Origin of the sequence: Arthrobacter jiangjiafuii, assembly GCF_018622995.1 — a bacterium.
Classification (GTDB): domain Bacteria; phylum Actinomycetota; class Actinomycetes; order Actinomycetales; family Micrococcaceae; genus Arthrobacter_B; species Arthrobacter_B jiangjiafuii.
In genome coordinates, this window is the sequence record NZ_CP076022.1 from 695,670 (window position 1) to 715,475 (window position 19,806).

Genomic DNA, 19,806 nt, shown 5'->3' on the forward strand with positions numbered 1-19,806 from the left:
GCGTTCGGTTAGAGATTCCAAGGACTTGCACACAACATGACATTGAACTTCACCGCGATCGACTTTGAAACAGCCAACGGATCGCGGGCCTCGGCCTGCGCCCTGGGCATGGTGAAGGTTCGAAACGGAGAGATTGTCGAGCGGGGTCACTGGTTCCTGCGGCCCACCGACGGCGGTGGCTTTTGGCCGAACAACGTCAGGATCCACGGCATCACCGAGGCGATGGTGGCTACCGCGCCCACCTGGTCACAGGTCCACGCTGAGATCGCGGCGTTCATCGGCGACGACGCCATCATGGCCCACAACGCCGGCTTCGACCTGGACGTGTTCCGCAAGACCAGCGAGACTGCCGGCATTGCGTCCCAGCCGTTCCGCTACGGCTGCTCGGTGAAAATGGCGCAGGCGCTGCTGCCATTGGAGAACCACAAACTGCCCACCGTCCACGCCGCGCTGGGCTTCGGCACCTTCGCCCACCACGACGGGCTCGCCGACGCCGAGGCATGCGCCAACATCACCATCAGCCTGGCGCAGCGGGAAGGGATGGCCCATATCGACGCCGTCCTGAAGTCCTGGGGCTCCACCGCTCCGGCGGGTGTCGCCGGTGTTCCGGCTGCGGCCGGGGTGGCGCGGCCGGGCGCGGCGGCAGGGTCCCGGGGCCAGCGGTTTGCTCCGCGTCCCAGCCTGGACCTGACCGAGCCGGTGGCAGCAATCTCCGCGAAAATGGGCGGGCACATGGTCTCCTTCACCGGCGACTTTTCCGTGGAACGCCCGGTCCTGCAGCAGCTGGTGCTCGAACACGGCGGAGCGCTGAACAACCATGCCCCGACCCGCGCCACCACCCTGCTGGTGGTGGGCGACTGGGACGCTCAAATGCTGCGGCCCGGCGCCGTCGTCAGCCGCTCTGTCCAAAAGGCCCAGGACCTGCGGGCCAAGGGCCAGAGCCTGGAGATCATCGGAGAAGCTTCATTCTGGCAGCTGGTGGACGCAGATCCCGAGGCAGCCGTGGCCGCCGCCGCTGCGGCCGCGCTGCTGCCCTCGGCCCACGAGCCGCTGTCCCTGGCAGACACCCCTCCGGCGCTGCCCAAACGCCGCGACGTCAAGGGCATGGGCGGGGTCCTGGCCGGGATGGGACCGGCGGACCTCGCCGCCGCCACCTTCAAGAGCGAGCACTACGGGGTGTTCCGGGTCGCCGGCACCGCGTTCAAATCCCCGGTGCTCGGCGTGCGGATGCTCGGCCACCGCAGCATCGAAAACAACGCCAAGCCCGAGCGCGACATCCACTCCCTGGCACTCCTGCAGGGCGAGGACGCAGCCTTTGTCACCGTCCTGACCGCCCACACCCCGGACACCGAATTCATGGATGTCCTGCTCGGCAGCGTCCGGCACGGAGACCTGGTGACCGCGGTGTTTGATGCCTTGGGCGGCCCGTTCGTGGTCCAGGCCGTGGCGGTCTATGCTCCCGTCGCGGACATGTTCATGCTCGGCTCGATGATCCTGGCCCGCCACGGACGTCCCGGCACCAAGCTCAGCTGGCTGCAGTCCGTGATCCCGCGCGCCGAGCACGCGCTGGCGGTGCCCGAGCAGATCACCGCCTGGGACTTCTACGAATCCTCGACCGACTAAGAACCCCGTTGCGGCCCGCCGGGAGGCGGGATATACCTCTGTACAGGAGGTGGCGGGCATGCCTAGTGGACACGATGGACACCGAAAGCAGGGCTATTCGCTGACAGAACCGGCGCCGGACATCTTGTTCGCGGAGGGGCCGGCATCAAACTGGATCATCCTGCGCCGCGGGGAGGCCTTCACCCTGATCGACGGCGGCTATCCGGGGGACCTGCCGCTGGTGCTGGACTCGATTGCCGAAGCCGGCCTGGATCCGGCAGCGGCAGCCGCGGTGCTGGTGACGCATGCCCATGTGGACCATGCCGGAACGGCAGGATACTTCGCCGCAGCCTTTGACATACCGGTGCTGTGCCGGGCGCCGGAGCTGCCGTATCTGCGCGGAGAGGACCGGGAACAGGTATCGGTGGCACGCATCCTGGGCCGGGCCTGGCAGCCCTCCGTGCTGCACTGGGGCTGGCACGCGCTGCTGGCCGGCGGCGCCGGACGGGTGGCGGTCCCCACCGCCAGGGCCTGGCACGACGACGCCGAGCTGGCCGCGCTGCCAGGGTCACCGGTGGCGGTGCCTACCTCGGGCCATACCCCCGGCCACACGTCCTTTTACCTCCAGGCCGCCGCAGCAGTGGCCACCGGCGATGCCCTGGTTACCGGCCACGCAATCAGCCGGCAGCGCGGCCCGCAACTACTCGATGCCATGTTCCATTCCGACGCCGGCGGGGCGCGGCGCTCGCTGGGCGCCCTCGGCAAGCTGGACGCCGCGCTGCTGCTGCCCGGGCACGGACCCGCGGTGCGCACCGGGCTCCGGCAGGCCGTGGGAACCGCACGGCTGCGGCCAACCCGCGCCCGGAAACGGCGGCTGGTGGCACCTGGACCGATCGGCGGCTTCGCGGAGCCGACCTATGGGCGGCAGGTACCGGAGGGCAGCGAGGGGTAACCTGCGGAACCAACCCCGGCCGGGAGCGGACGCTTCACGTGAGTGGTGTGCGCCCGTAAACTGACGGCGACCAAAAGGGCACTCTCCGCACGGAACGGAGCACCGGATGGACCAGCAGCCAGCTTCCGAAGACAGCTCCGGGGAGAGCCCGGGAGGGGTGCCCGGCGACAGCCCGGGCCAGGGCACCGGAGGAAGCCCGGCCCGGAAACCCCGCCGCAAACCCGATCCGAAGCGTTCGGCCATTCTCGGTGCCATGTTCCTGATGGCCACCAGTGCCATCGGCCCGGGCTTCATCACGCAGACCACCGTCTTCACCGTCCAACTGGGCGCGGCCTTTGCCTTCGCCATCCTGGTCTCAATCCTGGTGGACATTGCGGTGCAGCTGAATGTCTGGCGGATCATCGGCGTCTCCGGCCTGCGGGCCCAGATACTAGGCAACAAGGTGCTCCCCGGCGCGGGGTGGGTGCTCGCGGTCCTGGTGTTTGTCGGGGGACTGGTTTTCAACGTCGGAAACGTCGCCGGCACCGGCCTCGGGCTGAACGCGATGCTGGGGCTGGATCCGAAGATCGGCGGCGCCATATCGGCGGTCCTGGCCATCCTCATCTTCCTCTCCAAACGCGCCGGCCTGGCCCTGGACCGGGTGGTGGTGTTCCTGGGCGCCCTGATGATCCTGCTGATGCTGTACGTGGCCATCGTGGCCGGGCCGCCGGTGGGCAGCGCCCTCAAAAACACCGTGCTGCCGGACCAGATCGATGTCCTGGCGATCACCACACTGATCGGCGGCACGGTGGGCGGGTACATCACCTACGCCGGGGCCCACCGCATGGTGGATTCGGGAAACTCCGGAGTGGAGAACATCCGGCCGATCAGCCGGGCAGCGCTGCTGGGCGTCCTGGTCACCGGGGTGATGCGGGTGCTGCTGTTCCTGGCGGTCCTTGGAGTGGTGGCCGGAGGTGCGGTGCTGACCAGCGGAAACCTCGCCGCCGAAGCGTTTGGCATCGCCGCCGGTGAAATCGGAATCCGGCTGTTCGGCATCGTGTTCTGGGCTGCCGCGCTGACCTCTGTGATCGGGGCGTCCTACACCTCGGTCTCCTTCGTTACGAACCTCACCACCCGCGACCGCACCCGGAACCTGCTGACCGTGGCGTTCATCGCCGTCTGCACAGCCGGCTACCTGTTCCTGGGGCAGCCGCCGCAGACGCTGCTTGTTTTCGCCGGGGCCTTCAACGGCCTGATCCTGCCCCTGGGCTTCGCCGTGCTGCTGTGGGTGGCGTGGCGGCGGCGGGACCTGCTGGCCGGCTATGCGTACCCGAAGTGGCTGCTCATTGTCGGGGTGCTGGCCTGGCTGCTGACGCTGTATCTGGGCTGGAATTCCCTCGCCGGACTGGCAGCGCTCTGGACCTGACCGCCCGCCGGTACCCGCCGTCGTCGTACTTTCCTTCCAGCTCCGGATGCCGGGGGAAATCCGTGGCTGGTGTTAACAGCGTGTAAAAACTCCCGAATTGTTCAACACAAAGGCGAAGCGATTGTTCAACAACCCATAGACTGCTGGGATGCCATGTGGCCTCGGCCACTATCACCCCCAGTGAACGGAACCAGTATGGACACCTTGCCCCCGGAGGAAACTACTTCACCGCCGAAAGTAAGCCTCAAGCCCAACGCCAAGCGCACGGCGCTGCTCGGGGCGATGTTCCTGATGGCCACCAGTGCGATCGGCCCGGGCTTCATCACCCAGACCACCGTGTTCACCGTCCAGTTGGGTGCCGCGTTTGCCTTCGCGATCCTGGTCTCGATCCTGGTGGACATCGCGGTGCAGCTGAATGTCTGGCGGATCATCGGCGTCTCCGGCCTGCGGGCCCAGGTGCTGGGCAACAAGGTGCTCCCCGGCGCCGGCTGGGTGCTCGCCGGCCTGGTGTTCATCGGAGGACTGGTCTTCAACATCGGCAACATTGCCGGTACCGGGCTGGGCATGAATGCCATGTTTGGCCTGGATCCGAAGATCGGCGGGATCATTTCCGCCGCCGTCGCGATCCTGGTGTTCCTGTCCAAGAAGGCCGGACTGGCCCTGGACCGGATTGTGGTGCTGCTCGGCGCCGTCATGATCCTGCTGATGCTCTATGTAGCCGTCGTCGCGGCCCCGCCGGTGGGCGAGGCACTGAAAAACACCGTGCTGCCCGCGAAAGTGGACTTCCTGACCATCACCACGCTGATTGGCGGAACCGTGGGCGGGTACATCACCTACGCCGGTGCACACCGCCTGCTCGACTCCGGCACCACCGGACCCGGCCACGTCAAGGACATCACCAAGGTCTCCCTGCTGGGCATCATCGTCACCGGCGTCATGCGGGTGCTGCTGTTCCTGGCGATCCTGGGCGTGGTGTCCTCCGGCGTGGCGCTGGCCGGCGACAACATGGCCGCCGACGCGTTCCTGGCCGCCGCGGGCCAAATCGGCCTGCGCATGTTCGGCATCGTTTTCTGGGCCGCAGCCCTGACCTCGGTCATCGGCGCCGCCTACACCTCGGTGTCCTTCGTGACCACGCCGGCCACCAAGGACCGCACCCGCAGCCTGATCACTGTCGCGTTCATTGCGTTCTGCGCCGCCGTCTACCTGTTGCTCGGCCAGGCGCCGCAGACACTGCTCGTGTTCGCCGGCGCGTTCAACGGACTGATCCTACCGCTGGGGTTCGGCATCCTGCTGTACGCGGCATGGCGGCGCCGGGACCTGCTGAATGGGTACGATTATCCGAAGTGGCTGCTGGGCGTCGGTGTCCTGGCCTGGCTGTTGACCCTGTTCCTGGGCTGGAAGTCGCTCTCCGGCCTGGCCGCTCTGTGGCAGTAGGAGGAGCCGTGTCCCTGGAAGCCGTTTCCCGCGCTGAAATCACTCCTGCCGAGGCCCGCCGCCTCTTCCGCGACGGCCTGGTCACGCCCACCGCCGGCTGGTCCGCCGGTTACGCGCAGGCGAATCTGATCATTGTGCCCAAGGCGCAGGCCTTCGACATTCTGCTCTTCGCCCAGCGCAACCCGAAGTCCTGTCCGATCCTGGGTGTGCTCGACGCCGGCGAAACCTCCGGCCCGCTGTTGGCCGGCGGCGACATCCGCACCGACCTGCCGCGGTACACGGTCTATGTGGACGGCGAGAAGGTGGCCGATCCGACCGACATCACCGAGTACTGGCGCGATGACCTGGTGACCTTCATCGTCGGCTGCAGCTTCACCTTCGAGGCTGCGCTGCAGGAAGGCGGCATCCGGATCGCGCACATCGACCAGGGCACCAACGTGCCGATGTACCGCACCTCGGTCCGCTGCGAGCCCGCCGGTGAGATCAGCGGACCGCTGGTGGTCTCGATGCGGCCGGTGCCGGCGTCCCAGATACCCGACGCCGTCCGGATCACCGCCCGCTATCCGGCCGTGCACGGGGCGCCCGTGCACATCGGCAACCCGGAGGAGCTGGGTATTTCGGACCTGTCCCGGCCCGATTTCGGGGATCCCGTGGAGATTCCGGAGGGGTATGTGCCGGTGTTCTGGGCCTGTGGCGTCACGCCGCAGGCGGCGGTCATGGAGTCGAAGCCGTCGCTGGCGATCGGCCACGCGCCCGGGCACATGCTCATCACCGACGCCCGGGACAGCTCCTACCTGGTCTGACCGGGCGCTTGAATCGCTTCGTGCCGGCGGCCACCGGCCGGCGCTGGCTCCTGTCGCCGCCGAGTGTCGGGATAATGCTGCTTCTCCCCGCCGAGGGTCGGGATAATGCCGCTTTCAGCGCTCCGAGTGAGCGTTATCCCGACAATGGACGACGGGAGTGGGCGTTATCCCGACACCGGATGATGCCGAGGGAATGCTACAAAGGCGGCTACGCGCCCAGATGGCCCAGCAGCTCGGCCTCGGCGGCATCAAGGTAGCCCCGCAGCGCGTCGGAGGCCTCGGCCCGGCGGTCGGCCCGGAGCAGCTCCACCAGCGCGGCGTTTTCCTCGACATAGCGGGAATGGAAGTCCGGCTGCGAGCTCATGGCGTGGAACACCAGCCGCATCTCGGCCAGCACCCGGGCCATCATCTGCTGCAGCTGGGCGCTGCCGGACATAGCGACCAGCGCCTCGTGGAAGGCCTGGTTGGCGGCGGCCATCGCCGGCACATCGGCGTCGGCCTTCGCGGCGCGGGCCACGGAGACCACGGCGTCGAGCCGCTCCAGATCCAGTGCCGGGCCCCACAACACGGCGGCGGGCTCCAGCATTCGGCGGACCCGGTAGATTTCCCGGACGGAATCGGCGTCGGGAGCCGCCACAAACACGCCGCGGTGCGGAAAACGGGTCACCACGGACTCGAGGCTGAGCATGGTGAAGGCCTCGCGCAGGGTGTTGCGGGAGACCTGCATGGACGCGGCGAGCTGCTGCTCGGAGAGTTTCGCGCCCGGCGGCAGTTCACCGGCGGCGATCCGGCTGCGCAGCACGTCCGCCACCCAGACCGTGGTGTTGGCATGGTCGGAGCGTTCGGACGTGATGTCCCCCAGGTTCACAAGCATCTCCCTAATCTACTGGGCAGGAAGGTCCCTGCTGGGCAGGAAGAGAATCCTTCAGCGCCGGCCATAGGGGGACGGCCGGCACTGAAGGAAGATTTTAGGAGCCGATCCGGCCCAGGGAGTCCCCGCGGCCGACGGCGGTACCGGCTTCCAGCGCGGCGCGGACAAAGGTGCCGGCACGGTCGGCACGGACGGTGGTTTCCATTTTCATCGCCTCGAGCACGGCAACCGGGTCGCCCTCGGCCAGCTCTGCGCCGTCGTCGGCCAGCCATTTGACCAGGTTCCCGGCCATCGGCGAGGCCAGGGACCCGTCGTCGTCGGCCGCTGCCACAGGAGCCGTACCTTCACCGGCAGCGCCGCCGGCGCGCAGCGCGTTCAGCAGCGCGGCAGGCACCCCGAGCGCGACGGCGCGGCCGTCGACATCGATCGTGATCGTCTCGCGCTCGGCACCGGGCATGGCCGCGGCGATCTCCGGGGAGGCGGCCAGCGGCTCGGCGAATTCGGACTCGATCCACGTCGTGTAGACGCCCAGTTCATCGCCCCGGTTGAAGGCCTCGGAACGGACCACGGCGCGGTGGAAGGGCAGGACCGTCGGCAGGCCGCGGATCACGATCTCATCCAGGGCCGCCCGGGCCCGGCGCAGCGCCTGCGGCCGGTCCTCGCCCCAGACAATCAGCTTGGCCATCAGCGAGTCGTACTCGGCGGGCACCACCGAGCCGGAGCGGACGCCGGAATCCACCCGGATCCCGGGACCGGTGGGCGGCTCGAAGGCCTCCACCGGGCCGGGCGCGGGCAGGAACCCGCGGGCGGCATCCTCGGCGTTGAGCCGGAACTCGAAGGCATGTCCGTGCGGCACCGGATCCTCGGTGATGGACAGGGGCAGGCCGTCGGCGATGCGGAACTGCTCCCGGACCAGGTCCACGCCGGTGGTTTCCTCGGTCACCGGATGCTCGACCTGGAGGCGGGTGTTGACCTCAAGGAAGCTGATCAGACCGTCGGGGGAGACCAGATATTCCACCGTTCCGGCGCCGGTGTAGCCGGCCTCGCGGCAGATGGCCTTGGCCGAGGCGTGAATGGTGGCGCGCTGCTCGTCGGTCAGGAACGGTGCCGGGGCTTCCTCCACCAGTTTCTGGTTCCGGCGCTGCAGGGAGCAGTCGCGGGTGCCGACGACGACGACGTTGCCGTGCGTATCGGCCAGCACCTGGGCCTCCACATGCCGGGGCTTATCCAGGAACCGCTCGGCAAAGCACTCGCCGCGGCCGAACGCGGAGACGGCTTCGCGGACGGCGGATTCAAAGGCGTCCTCCACGTCTTCGAGCCGGCGGGCGATCTTCATGCCGCGTCCGCCGCCGCCGAAGGCCGCCTTGATTGCCACCGGCAGTCCGTGCTCTTCGGCGAACGCGCGGACCTGTTCGGCGCTTTCCGCCGGTCCGGGGGTGCCGGGCACCAGCGGGGCTCCGGCGCGGACGGCGATGTCGCGGGCGGTGACCTTGTTGCCCAGGTCGCGGATCGCCTGCGGGGTGGGGCCGATCCAGGTCAGTCCGGCGTCGAGCACGGCCTGCGCAAAGTCGGCGTTCTCGGACAGGAACCCGTAGCCGGGATGCACGCCGTCGGCCCCGGCCAGCTGCGCGGCCTCGATCAGCTTGGGAATGTTCAGGTAGGTGTCGGCGCCGGCGGCTCCGTGCAGCGGAACGGCCTCGTCGGCCAGGCGCACGTGGAGGGCGTCGGCGTCGGGATCCGAATACACGGCCACGGAGCCGATGCCGGCGTCGGCGCAGGCGCGGGCCACGCGCACGGCAATTTCACCGCGGTTGGCGATCAGGACCTTCTTCATGGGGTTCCTTCCGGAAACAGTGCGGCGGCCGCGTCGGGGGAGAGCGGAGCCAGGGTATCGGGGTTCACGAAAACAAAACGGACGGGATAGCCCGGCGGCAGCTGCGCGGCGAGCGGCAGGTCCTGCGGCACGACGGCGGCAATCACCGGATAGCCGCCGGTCACCGGATGGTCGGCCAGGAACAGGACGGGAAGGCCCGACGGCGGGACCTGCAGCGAACCGGCCACCACGCCTTCGCTGGGCAGTTCACCGTCCCGGACCCGGCTCAGCGGGTGTGCTTCCGGGTCCTCGGGGTCGGTTTCCAGCCGGACACCGATCCGGTTGGACTCGTTGGTGGTGCGCCAGGTGTGGTCGGTCAGGGCCTGCGCCGCGTCCGGGCCGAACCAGTCCTGCCGGGGACCGGCGGTGATGCGCAGCTCGGTGGGGGTCCGGCCGTCGCCGAGGGCATCCAAGGCGCCGGGCTCGGGTGCGCCCACCGGCGATGTGCCGGCCACCGGGCCGACCGGCAACCGGGCGCCGGCTTCCAGCGGTGCCGGACCGATGCCGCTCATGGAATCGGTGCTGCGGCTGCCCAGGACCGGTTCGACCGCGAAACCCCCGCGGGCCGCCAGATAGGAGCGGACTCCGCGGAACGGGGTGCCGAGCGTCAGGGTTTCGCCGTCGAGCAGGGCGAACGGGGTGTTCAGGGGTGCCGGCCGGTCGCGGGAGCCGTCGGGGGAGACGACGGCGGCGGGAACCTCGGCACCGGCCAGGGCCAGGACCGTGTCGCCGTCGGCAACGACTTCGAGGCCGCCGAACAGGTTCTCAATCACCGCGGCCGTCGCCGGATTGCCCACCAGACGGTTGGCCTGCCGGGCGGAACGGAGATCGGCGGCGCCGGCGGCTGAAACGCCCAGGTCCGCAAAGCCGGGGCGGCCCAGATCCTGAACCAGGGACTGCAGGCCGGGAGCTTTGATCTCCAGCCAGCTCTGGTCACCTTGGTTGGGATGAGAAGTCTCATCGTCCCTTAGCGCTGCGGATCCTCCCTCCGCCTCGCGAGCTCGGTGAGGGGACCCTGATCCTTCGCTGCTCGCTCGTTCCTCCCTCGGCGATGCGGGACTCACGAGACTCCCCATCCCCTCGGCACCTGTCGTTGCGGGTAGGTCAGAGGCAGCCCGATCCTGCGTTTCTTGGGTGGTTAGGTGAACCAGTTCGCGGACGGGATTGAAGATGACGTGATCGCCGGGGCGGATCAGGGCGGGGTCGGGGCGGTCGAGGTCCCACATCACGGCGTTGGTGCGGCCGATCAGCTGCCAGCCGCCGGGGGATTCGCGCGGATAGACCGCTGAGTACTCGCCGGCCAGGGCCACTGAGCCGGCAGGCACGGCAGTGCGCGGGCTGTTGCGCCGGGGCACGTTCAGGACCGGATCGCCGCCGGTGAGGTAGGTGAAGCCGGGCGCGAATCCGCCGAAGCCGCCCATCCAGGAACTGCCCGTATGGGCCTTGATCACGGCGTCCTCGGACAGGCCGGTGAGGCGCGCCACCTCGGCGAGGTCACCGCCGTCGTACACGGTATCGATGGTGACGGTACGGGCCTCGGGCAGCTCGGCATGGGTCAGGTCCAGGGCCCGGATCTGCGCGGCAGCCGACACGGTTTCGCGGCGCCCGGCGAAGCGGACCAGGACGGTGGCAGCGGCGGCGAGGACATCGACCTGACCGGGCAACGGGTGCGCCTTGAGCTGGGCATGCAGGGCGGTGACGTCGGCCAGGGACGCGAGTTCAACCAGCAGGGCCCGGGTTCCGGCGGGGCGGATGCCGGTGACCGCCGACCCGGTCATACGAAGCTCTGGATGGTGACGCCGGCGTTTTCCAGTCCGGTGCGGACCGCCCGGGCCATGGTGACGGCGCCGGGAGTGTCGCCGTGCACGCAGATCGACGCGGCATCGATGCGGATGTCGGTGCCGTCCACCGCGGTGATGGTGCCCTCGGTCGCGAGCCGGACCATGTTGGCGGTGACCTGATCGGCGTCGTGCAGCACGGCGTTGGGCTCGCGGCGGGACACCAGGGTGCCGTCGGGATTGTAGTTGCGGTCGGCGAAGGCTTCGGCGACGCCGCGCAGTCCGGCGTCGGCGGCCTTGTCCAGGGCCACCGCGCCCGGCAGCAGCAGTACCGGCAGGTCCTTGTCGAAGGCGCGGATGGCATCGATGACGGCGGAGGCGTGGACCTCGTGGCGGACGATCGTGTTGTACAGCGCGCCGTGCGGCTTCACGTATTTGATCTCGGCGCCGGCGGCCCGGGCCATGGCCTGCAGGGCGCCGAGCTGGTAGAGGACGTCGTCGTGCAGCTCGGTGTAGGAGCAGTCCAGGAAGCGCCGGCCGAAGCCGGCCAGGTCGCGGTAGGCCACGTGGGCGCCGATGGTGACCCCGGCGGCGACGGCGTCGCGGCAGGTCTGCGCGATGGTGGACGGGTCGCCGGCGTGGAAGCCGCAGGCCACGTTTGCGCTGGAGACGGATTCAAAGATGGCGGCGTCGTCGCCCATGGTCCAGTTGCCGAAGGATTCTCCGACATCGCTGTTCAGATCGATTACCGGCATGGCGGCCTCCCGTGCCTCAAATAGGAATTGGTATCCCTACAGTGTGCGCGATCACGTTGGATTGTTCAACAATCTCTCCGGATGTTGCGGCAGGAGGCCGGCCAGGCCGTCGAGAATGATGGCCAGGCCCACGTCGAACTCGGCACTGAACCTGTAGTCCGGCTGCAGGGCGCGGTCCATGGCCATCTCCGCCAGGTAGGGCAGCTCATCCGCCGGGATGGAGCGGGCCATGGCCTGAACAACCTGGGGATCCGAGTCGGGCTTGCCGACCGGCAGGCCGGCTTCCTGCAGTGCGAAACCGTAGATGTAGCTGTCCATCAGGGCATAGGCGTGTCCGGCGGCGTCCAGCGAGAAGCCGGACCGGCGCAGGACGCCGAGGGTGGCGTTGTGGTGGCGCAGGTTGGCGGCGCCCGGGGTGGTGCGCGTTTCCATCAGGCCCACCGCCCAGGGGTGGCGGGCCAGTGCCGCCCGCATGCCGTGGGCGCGTGCTTCCATGGCCGCACGCCATCCGTCCGGCGCTTCCGAGGGCACCTCCACCTCGGAAAAGACGAGGTCAACCAGCGCGTCCAGGATCTCGTCCTTGTTGGCCACGTGGTGGTACAGCGACATGGGTTTCGCGCCTAGGGCGTGGGCCAGGGAGCGCATGGTGAGGGCGCCGATGCCGCTGCCGTCGGCGATCTCCGCCGCTCCGGCCAGCACACGCTCACGGGTCAGGGGAACGCGGGCGACGACGCCGGGCTGGGAAGTTTTCATTCCCGCCACCCTATCGCGTTCGTACTTAGTACGGGTAGCGTTCGTACTAAGTACGGTCCGACGGGCCGCCACGTTTGAAAGGACCACGACCATGTCTGCTCCGATCCAACCCGCAGGTGCCACCGCCGCTGGAGCCGCGCCCCGCACCGCGGCTCCACGCCAACCCCAGGAACGCCAACCCCAGGAACGCCAACCCCAAGAGCAGGCGGCCCCGGACCTCATGGCCGCCGTCGTGCAGCGGGGCTACGGCACCTCGGAAGTCCTGCACCTGGCCCGCATTCCCCGGCCGGAGATCTCGGCCAGGGAAGTCCTCGTCCGGGTGCATGCCGCCGGACTGGCCAAAGGCGCCTGGCACATCATGACCGGCAAGCCCTACCTGCTGCGCGCCGTCTTCGGGCTGCGCAGCCCGCGGCAGAACGTCCTGGGCAACAACCTCGCCGGCACGGTGGTTGCCGTTGGCGGCGACGTCACCCGGTTCCAAGTGGGGGACGAGGTGTACGGCATCGGCCGCGGCACCTTCGCGGAATACTCGGCGGCACCGGAGGACAAGCTCGCGCCCAAGCCGAAGTCGCTGACCTTCGAGCAGGCCGCCGTGGCGCCGGTGTCCGGGCTGACCGCGCTGCAGGCGGTGTCCGACATCGGCCGCGTCACCGCCGGGCAGAAGGCGCTGGTGCTCGGTGCCGCCGGTGGCGTGGGCAGTTTTGCGGTGCAGATAGCCAAAGCGGCAGGGGCGGAGGTGACCGGGGCATGCCGCGGATCGAAGGCCGGCTTCGTGCGCTCGCTGGGCGCTGACCACATCCTGGACTACACCCGGGACGATTTCGCCGCCGGGCCGCAGCGCTATGACGTGATCATCAGCATTGCCGGCAACCCCGCGCTGCGCCGGCTCCGCCGCGCCCTCACACCAAGGGGCACCGCAGTGCTGGTGGGCGGCGAAGAGGGCGGTGTGTTGACCGGCGGCATGATCGAAACGCAAATCGGTGGCCGGATCCTGTCCCTGTTCACGGGCCAGCGGCTGATCGGCGCCCTTTGCAAGGAACGGGCAGCCGACCTGGAGCGGCTCACCGCGTTGATCGACGCCGGGCAGGTCATGCCCCTGGTTGATGGCAGCTTTGCTTTGGCCGACGTCGCCGCCGCCATGCAGCGGCTGGAATCCGGCACGGTACAGGGAAGCGTGATGCTCACCGTCTGACGCGCCGTCTATGCAACTGATTCAAGACTGTGCCTGGGATTTCCCTCCGGCGGGCCGTAGGATTTCGATTCTCCCTGTAAATCAGCCCGGCGCTCCCGGTCAGCAGGAGTGGCCAAGATCGGACCTGATTTTGGTGGAGTAGATGACACGCGCTGAGCATACGGAATCCTAATCCACCAGCATATTTTGAAACCAAAGCTCTAATTTTTGAGCGATGCTCGATGAATAGTCCAAGCTTAAGCTAGCTTGACCCGGAAGGTTTTCTCGTCAAGAATCATGTTATGGCAGCAGCGACAGGAAACTACTTTCCACAGCATCCAGGCGACCCGACATCATTTAGTTTCCTGCGAACCGAGGCCTGGCGGCAATTCAATCCTATTGAGCTTGACCTACGATCACAGTTGACCATAATTACCGGTTCCAACGGGACAGGAAAGACTACGCTGTTGTCCCTCGTGGGCGTCCACTTCAATTGGAATATGGAGCTGATTGGGACACCGGTTCTCGGAGCGGACGGGCATGTAACCTTCAAGCTCGGCACAGATGTTCCGATTGAGCTAGCAGGCCGTGACCCTAGCGCGTTCCCTGGCCCTCCTGGGTATACTGCGCCTCCGACTTCCAAAGTTGGCAGTCTGGAATATGAGAACGGCGTGGTAACGCAACTGCTTGTCCCTGAGTTTCAAAGTCCACAAATCAGTATGCAATACGATCAGCAGCAGAACGTCGAAGGTGTTTTCCTTAGTTCTCATCGAAGTATAAGTGCTTATCAGCAGGCTGCATGGATACCGGCTCGCTTTTCGCCCGCAAGGGAATTGCTCGAGAATTTCCTTAGTGAAATTAGATCCCGACACTTTGGGTTGGCATCCGAGAAATCAAGTATGCTCGTAATGAAGGAATCGCTGCTTGCGGCTGCCGTTTATAGTGAGGGCAACTCCTCCGTTGTGGCGGATGACGATGCACGCGCTGTGTGGAACGGATTTCAAGAAACACTTCGGGGATTATTGCCAGTAGAATTGGGGTTTGATCGCCTCAAAGCGTCTCCGCCAGAGGTAATCCTTGTGACAAAAACTGGCGACTTTACCATTGACGCCCTTTCGGGCGGACTTAGGGCAATTTTTGAACTAGCCTGGCAGATTTTCCTTAGATCACGGAAATTAGAAGTGTTTACTGTTTGCATAGATGAACCAGAGAACCATCTTCATCCCGCACTTCAGCGGTCCCTAATGCCAAGTCTCATGAAGGCTTTTCCGAAGGTTAAGTTCCTCGTTGCGACGCATAGTCCGTTTGTCGTTCGGTCGGCTAATGAAGCGAATATTTATGCCCTCACCTACGATGAATCGAATCATGTAAGTGCGACACTCCTAGACTTGAAAGGTGCGGGGCTTTCAGCCGAAGATACTTTACGCGATGTGTTGGGTCTGGACAGCACTTTGCCGATGTGGGCAGAGTCAACTTTCAACGACATCCTGTCGCGATTCACTTCTGCAAGCCCTGACGCCGATACGATTAGCGAGCTGCGTGAGGCCTTGGTTTCGGCAGGGTTGTCTTCTGAGATGCCATTGGCTGTTGAGGCAGTGGTCAACAGCCAGGATGAACATTTGTAATGAGATCGCTTCAGAAGTCTCAAGAACCTGAGGTCTTGGCGAGGAATAGAACTTCTTGGACCGAAAGCTATGTGGAAGCCGCTAGATCAAAGCGCACTCCAATTGCATACTGGCGAAGGCGCCCCATTCCTGAGGTCCTTCTGGCGGAAACGGATAGACGCTGTGCCTATTGTGACAGTCACGTCATCCATGTCGCCCAGCCTCACATCGAGCATTATCGGCCACGAAAATCTTATCCCGAACTAGTTGTGGCATGGGACAACTTGACCGTTGCATGCCCTCGATGCAATGCTCTTAAATTAGACAATTTTAGTGAAAAGCTGCCCTTGGTTAACCCATTTATTGATGACCCAATGGATCACTTTATATTTTACGGTGACATGGTCTTTGCTCCAGAGAGTCTACGGGGTGAATACACAATTCAGATTCTGGGCCTGAATAGGGAAGATATTGTCTCGATGAGGAAGCAGAGAATGCTCAACATGGAGCGATTGGTGGCTTCCTGGCGTAAAGCGCCACCTGTTCTACGTAATGGTATTCTTTCTGAGATCCATGTTCAGTTTGAATCAGGTGAATATGAAGCCTCGGTACGGACAATGCTTCAGGCCTTTGGTGTTCCGCTGCCGAATAAAAAGCAATCTCAGTCGAAGTGACTAATCTATTGACATGCTACTCAAATTCCGTTTCAGCCTGAATAACGGGTCGGAGGTCACCAACGCATCGTCGATTGACTATGACGCAGCCGCATCGATGAACAATCGTGGCATTCTGGGCTAGTCTCGGTAGAGTTTGAGTTGGCAGCCTACGGTGGAACTCAGTCCATCCGTTCCAGGACGAACACCGGGATGTCCCGCTTGGTCCGTTTCTGATACGTCGCATAGGGCGGATAGGCCTGCACCGCGCGGTCCCACCAGAGCGCCTTTTCCTCGCCGGTGACCTCGCGGGCCCGCATGTCCCATTTCTGCGGCCCGTCCTGCAGTTCCACATGCGGATTGGCCCGCACGTTGTAATACCAGACCGGGTTCCTGGCCGCACCGCCCATGGAGGCAATGACGGCGTAGTCGCCGTCGTGCTCCACCCGCATCAGCGGCGTCTTGCGCAGCTTGCCCGACTTCGCTCCGACGGTGGTCAGCAGGATGACCGGGCGCCCGCCGAGGGTGGTGCCCTCCGTGCCGCCGGAGCTTTCGATGAGCTCGGCCTGGTCGCGGGAGCGCTTGCTGGTACTGGGGGCATATTCACCGGTAAGGGGCATGCGGACCAGTCAACCCCCTGCCCGCGCCGGGGTCCAGAGCCACAGAAATCCTGGGCACCACGCCTTTCTTCAGGCAAACACCCTGCCCCGCGGCGGGCCGCCGTTCGCCTGATGCGCATCGGCCACAAGGAATCGGACCGCGCCGAACCGAACATGCCCTGCTTCGGTTGACGCTCCCGGAGCGCGCCCATACCGTCCCTCCTACACTCGCGCCGCCGTCGTGCACGGTTCAGTACCACCGACACATTTGCAGCTAACGGCAGCACCGAGACGGAACCACCGGCCGCATGCACTGGCGATGCGGCACATCCAGCGGTAGCCGCCGCGCCCAGGGGGTGAACGCGGCCCGTATGAGGGAACCACCCATGGCACGAGGACCCTAACGAGCAGAAGCGAGTCCGCTTCGGCAGCAGTCACATTCCCGGCATCGGCTCCGGTGCCGCACACCCAGCACTCTCATCACCCCCTAATGAGGAGCGTCATGTCCCTATCCCAACGCGGCCGAAATCGTTCCGGCCCCACCCACCGCAGCACCCCCAGCAGAGCTCCGCTGGGCAGAACCCGGCGCCTCGGAATCCTGATCCTTCCGGCACTGCTGGCCGCGGCCGGCCTGTTTCCGGCCGGCGCCGCAGCGGCCGTAGACCCCGCGGCCCGGGTCACCCTTCCGGCGCAGCAGGTTCCGCCGGGCATGCCCTGGATGGACCCCACGCTTCCTCCCGAGGAACGCGCGGACCTGGTGGTCGCCGCCATGACCTTGGAACAGAAGGTGAATTACCTGGTCCAGAGCGGCGGCACCGGCGTACCCGAGCTGGGGCTGCCGCCGCTGCGCAGCAAGGACGGCTGCTGCGGGCTGGCGCTGGAAAGCACGCCGACGACGGCGCTGCCCGTGGGCGTCGGCCTGGCCTCCACCTACGATGACGAACTGGCGCAGGCGTATGGCGCCGTGGCCGGCGAGGAAGCCAGGGCCGCCGGCTACAACACCATTGCCGGGCCCACCATGGACCTGGTCCGCACACCCTTCAACGGCCGCATGTGGGAGGACCTCGGCGAGGATCCCCTGCTCTCCGGTGCCACCTCAGCCAACCAGGTCGAGGGCGAACAGAGTGCCGAGGTGTCGGCCCTGGTCAAGCACTACAACCTGAACAACTTCGAGACCCGGCGCGGGCACGTGGACGTCCAGGTCGATGAGCGGACCCTGCAGGAGACCTACACCCGACCCTGGGAGAAGCTGATCAGCGAGGCCGACCCCGGGTCCGTGATGTGCTCCTTTAACAAGGTCAACGGGGAGTTCGCCTGCGGCAACGACACCCTGCTGAACCAGATCCTCAAGGGCCAGCTCGGGTTGGAAGGGTTCGTCTCCTCGGACTTCAACGCGGCACACAGCTTCGCTGACTATGAGGCGGGCCTGGACATTGCCGGTCCCGGCCTGGAGTTTGCCGGACCCGCCCTGCTTGCTGCGGTCCAGGCCGGCACCGTCTCCGAGGAGCGCATTACCGACGCCGCCCGCCGGCTGGCGCTGACCATGTTCAAGTACGGGATTGTGGACAACCCGCCGGTGGGCTCGTTCGTGAACCCGCAGCCCGCGGAACCGCCGATTCCGGCGGCCATGCTCGATGAGCACGCCGAGGTGGCAGCCCAGGTTGCCGGCGAAGCCGCGGTGCTGCTGAAGAACGAGGAGTCGGCGCTGCCGCTGGCCGCTGATACCGATTCCGTGGCAGTGATTGGCTCCGACGCCGACTGGTACATCGACGGCGGCGGCAGCGGGGCCATTCCCAATCCGGCCCGGCTGACCACCATTCTGGACGGGATCACCGCCCGGGCGGAGGGGGCCACCGTGGCCTACTCGCCGGGGACCGATCCGGTGGGCCTGGGCGACACCCTGCCCGGCCCGTTCCCGGTTCCCAGTGGCGTGCTGACCAACGTCAACGCGGAATACCGGCTCGGCATCAACAACTTCGCGGGAGAGCCGGAGCTGGCCCGGACCGAGCTGCAGGTCAATCTGCGCACCGGTATTTCCGCGGACACCATCAACACCTCGCAGGTTCCCGGCATCGGTGCCCAGCTGGCGGCCCAGCCGATCTCCGCGCGCTGGACCGGCACCCTGGTGCCGCCGTCCACCGGTGCGTACACGCTGTCGCTGACCCACCTGGGCACGGCGCGGCTGTTCCTGAACGACGCCGAGGTCATCACCGGGCCGACGGCCCCGTTCGGCACCCAGGAGGCGGTGGTGAACCTGACCGCCGGCCAGAACGTGGCGGTCCGGATTGAATACACCACCGATGCGCCGAACCAGTTCAACGGCGGCCTGAACGACCAGCCGGGCGCCATGATGCGCTTTGGCTGGACACCGCCGGCGGATGTCCTGCCGCCCAAGATGCAGGCAGCGGTGGAGGCGGCCGCTGACGCGGCCGTCGCCGTCGTCGTCGTCCGCGACTACACCGGTGAGGCAGCGGACCGCGGGACGCTCACGCTCCCGCAGGATCAGGACCGGCTGATCCAGGAGGTGGCGGCGGTCAACCCGAACACCGTCGTCGTCCTGGCCACCAGCGGCCCGGTCACCATGCCCTGGATCGATGACGTGCCGTCGGTGATGGAGGTCTGGTATCCGGGACAGGCGCAGGGGCTTGCCGTGGCGGGCCTGCTGTACGGGGACATCAACCCGTCCGGCAAGCTGCCGGTCACGTTCCCGGTCAGCGATGCCCAGGCGGTGCAGGTGGCGTCGCCGAGTCCCTTCAGCCTGATTGAAGTGGTGGACCCGGTGGTGCCGTACACCGAGGGCGTGTTCGTTGGCTACCGCGGCTACCTGGAGCAGGGGCTGACGCCGCTGTTCCCGTTTGGCCATGGCCTGTCCTACACCGAGTTCGACTACGAGAAGCTGCGGATCGGCGACAAGGGGAAGTCCTGGCACGAGAAGCACTCCGAAAAGTCCGGCGGCGGGCACATGGGGGATGAAGCGCCGACAGTCACGGTGCGGGTGCGGAACACCGGCGACACGGCGGGCCAGGAAACGGTGCAGGTGTACGTGGGGAACCTGCCCACGGATGTGCCGACGCCGGACCTGGCACTCGCCGGCTACGGCGGCATCACGCTGGAGCCGGGGGAGTCGGGCACCGTCGAGATTGAGCTGGATGCGCGCTCGCTGCAGTACTGGGACGAGGCCACCGGATACTGGGTCACGCCCACCGGCGAAGTTCCCATTTACGTGGGCAGCTCGGTGGAGGATCTGCGGCTCGAAGGCAGCCTCAGCCTCGGCGGCGAGGAATACGACGGCCACGGCCACGGCGGCGGCAAGCACGGCGGCGGTCACGGCCACGGCGGCAAGCACGACGGCGGCGGCAACAGCGGCGAGGGTGTCGGCTGGAACCGCGGCGGCGGCTGGCACGGCGGTCACGGTGGCTGGAACGGCGGTCACCGGCGCTGAGCACCGCCGAGCGCAGGACCCGAATCCGCTTTGGTTGTGGGACCTTGGTTGACACTTTCGGGCCGGGGCAATAGCGTTCTCCCTGCACTCGCACCGACTGAAGCCCGGGAC

At 66.6% G+C, this 19,806-nt stretch carries 15 protein-coding genes; 9 read left to right on the forward strand and 6 right to left on the reverse strand.

All coding sequences use genetic code 11. The features are described 5' to 3' along the window. The first annotated feature begins 36 nt into the window (after positions 1 to 36). From KKR91_RS03420 to KKR91_RS03440, 5 genes are all read left to right on the forward strand, one after another. Entirely contained in the window at positions 37 to 1,623 is a 1,587-nt protein-coding gene (locus tag KKR91_RS03420) for an exonuclease domain-containing protein (RefSeq protein WP_210229886.1), read from the forward strand. A 58-nt stretch (positions 1,624 to 1,681) separates the two neighbouring features. Further along, on the forward strand, positions 1,682 to 2,554 hold the full coding sequence (locus tag KKR91_RS03425; protein WP_237687469.1) for an MBL fold metallo-hydrolase: 873 nt from the start codon (positions 1,682 to 1,684) through the stop codon (positions 2,552 to 2,554). 106 nt (positions 2,555 to 2,660) lie between these two features. Beyond that, the gene (locus tag KKR91_RS03430; protein WP_237687470.1) at positions 2,661 to 3,959 is read left to right on the forward strand and encodes an NRAMP family divalent metal transporter; all 1,299 of its coding nucleotides are present in this window, start codon (positions 2,661 to 2,663) and stop codon (positions 3,957 to 3,959) included. A 195-nt stretch (positions 3,960 to 4,154) separates the two neighbouring features. Beyond that, positions 4,155 to 5,393: an NRAMP family divalent metal transporter gene (locus KKR91_RS03435; RefSeq protein ID WP_210229888.1), complete on the forward strand. Its 1,239-nt coding sequence runs from the start codon at positions 4,155 to 4,157 to the stop codon at positions 5,391 to 5,393. 8 nt (positions 5,394 to 5,401) lie between these two features. Beyond that, positions 5,402 to 6,196 (forward strand): putative hydro-lyase, encoded by a 795-nt coding sequence (locus KKR91_RS03440; protein WP_210229890.1) that lies wholly within the window; start codon positions 5,402 to 5,404, stop codon positions 6,194 to 6,196. Between the two features lie 208 nt (positions 6,197 to 6,404). Here KKR91_RS03440 and KKR91_RS03445 read toward each other — a convergent pair whose 3' ends face one another. The 5 genes from KKR91_RS03445 to KKR91_RS03465 form a co-directional block, all read right to left on the reverse strand. Beyond that, a complete protein-coding gene (locus KKR91_RS03445; protein WP_210229892.1) occupies positions 6,405 to 7,070 on the reverse strand; it encodes a GntR family transcriptional regulator in 666 nt (221 codons plus the stop codon). A 94-nt stretch (positions 7,071 to 7,164) separates the two neighbouring features. Continuing rightward, a complete protein-coding gene (locus KKR91_RS03450) occupies positions 7,165 to 8,901 on the reverse strand; it encodes an acetyl/propionyl/methylcrotonyl-CoA carboxylase subunit alpha (RefSeq protein ID WP_210229894.1) in 1,737 nt (578 codons plus the stop codon). Further along, the gene (locus KKR91_RS03455) at positions 8,898 to 10,718 is read right to left on the reverse strand and encodes a 5-oxoprolinase subunit B/C family protein (protein ID WP_210229896.1); all 1,821 of its coding nucleotides are present in this window, start codon (positions 10,716 to 10,718) and stop codon (positions 8,898 to 8,900) included. The genes KKR91_RS03450 and KKR91_RS03455 overlap by 4 nt, the downstream gene beginning before the upstream one ends. Then, positions 10,715 to 11,473 carry a LamB/YcsF family protein gene (locus KKR91_RS03460; RefSeq protein WP_210229898.1) on the reverse strand — a complete coding sequence of 253 codons (759 nt, stop codon included), beginning with the start codon at positions 11,471 to 11,473 and terminating at the stop codon, positions 10,715 to 10,717. The genes KKR91_RS03455 and KKR91_RS03460 overlap by 4 nt, the downstream gene beginning before the upstream one ends. Positions 11,474 to 11,524: 51 nt before the next feature. Beyond that, positions 11,525 to 12,226 (reverse strand): TetR/AcrR family transcriptional regulator, encoded by a 702-nt coding sequence (locus KKR91_RS03465; protein WP_210229900.1) that lies wholly within the window; start codon positions 12,224 to 12,226, stop codon positions 11,525 to 11,527. 91 nt (positions 12,227 to 12,317) lie between these two features. Between KKR91_RS03465 and KKR91_RS03470 the strand changes: the two genes are divergently transcribed. The 3 genes from KKR91_RS03470 (at position 12,318) to KKR91_RS17085 (ending at position 15,675) form a co-directional block, all read left to right on the forward strand. Next, positions 12,318 to 13,418 carry an NAD(P)-dependent alcohol dehydrogenase gene (locus KKR91_RS03470; protein WP_237687471.1) on the forward strand — a complete coding sequence of 367 codons (1,101 nt, stop codon included), beginning with the start codon at positions 12,318 to 12,320 and terminating at the stop codon, positions 13,416 to 13,418. Positions 13,419 to 13,699: 281 nt separating this feature from the next. Then, positions 13,700 to 15,022: an AAA family ATPase gene (locus KKR91_RS03475; RefSeq protein ID WP_210229902.1), complete on the forward strand. Its 1,323-nt coding sequence runs from the start codon at positions 13,700 to 13,702 to the stop codon at positions 15,020 to 15,022. After that, positions 15,022 to 15,675: an HNH endonuclease gene (locus KKR91_RS17085; protein WP_210229904.1), complete on the forward strand. Its 654-nt coding sequence runs from the start codon at positions 15,022 to 15,024 to the stop codon at positions 15,673 to 15,675. Before KKR91_RS03475 ends, KKR91_RS17085 begins: the two co-directional genes overlap by 1 nt. A gap of 161 nt (positions 15,676 to 15,836) precedes the next feature. On the opposite strand, the gene KKR91_RS03485 is transcribed toward KKR91_RS17085, so the two are convergent. Then, a complete protein-coding gene (locus KKR91_RS03485) occupies positions 15,837 to 16,274 on the reverse strand; it encodes a nitroreductase family deazaflavin-dependent oxidoreductase (RefSeq protein WP_210229906.1) in 438 nt (145 codons plus the stop codon). Positions 16,275 to 16,755: 481 nt separating this feature from the next. On the opposite strand from KKR91_RS03485, the gene KKR91_RS03490 reads away from it, so the two are divergent. Further along, positions 16,756 to 19,695: a beta-glucosidase gene (locus KKR91_RS03490; RefSeq protein WP_210229908.1), complete on the forward strand. Its 2,940-nt coding sequence runs from the start codon at positions 16,756 to 16,758 to the stop codon at positions 19,693 to 19,695. Positions 19,696 to 19,806 lie beyond the last annotated feature (111 nt).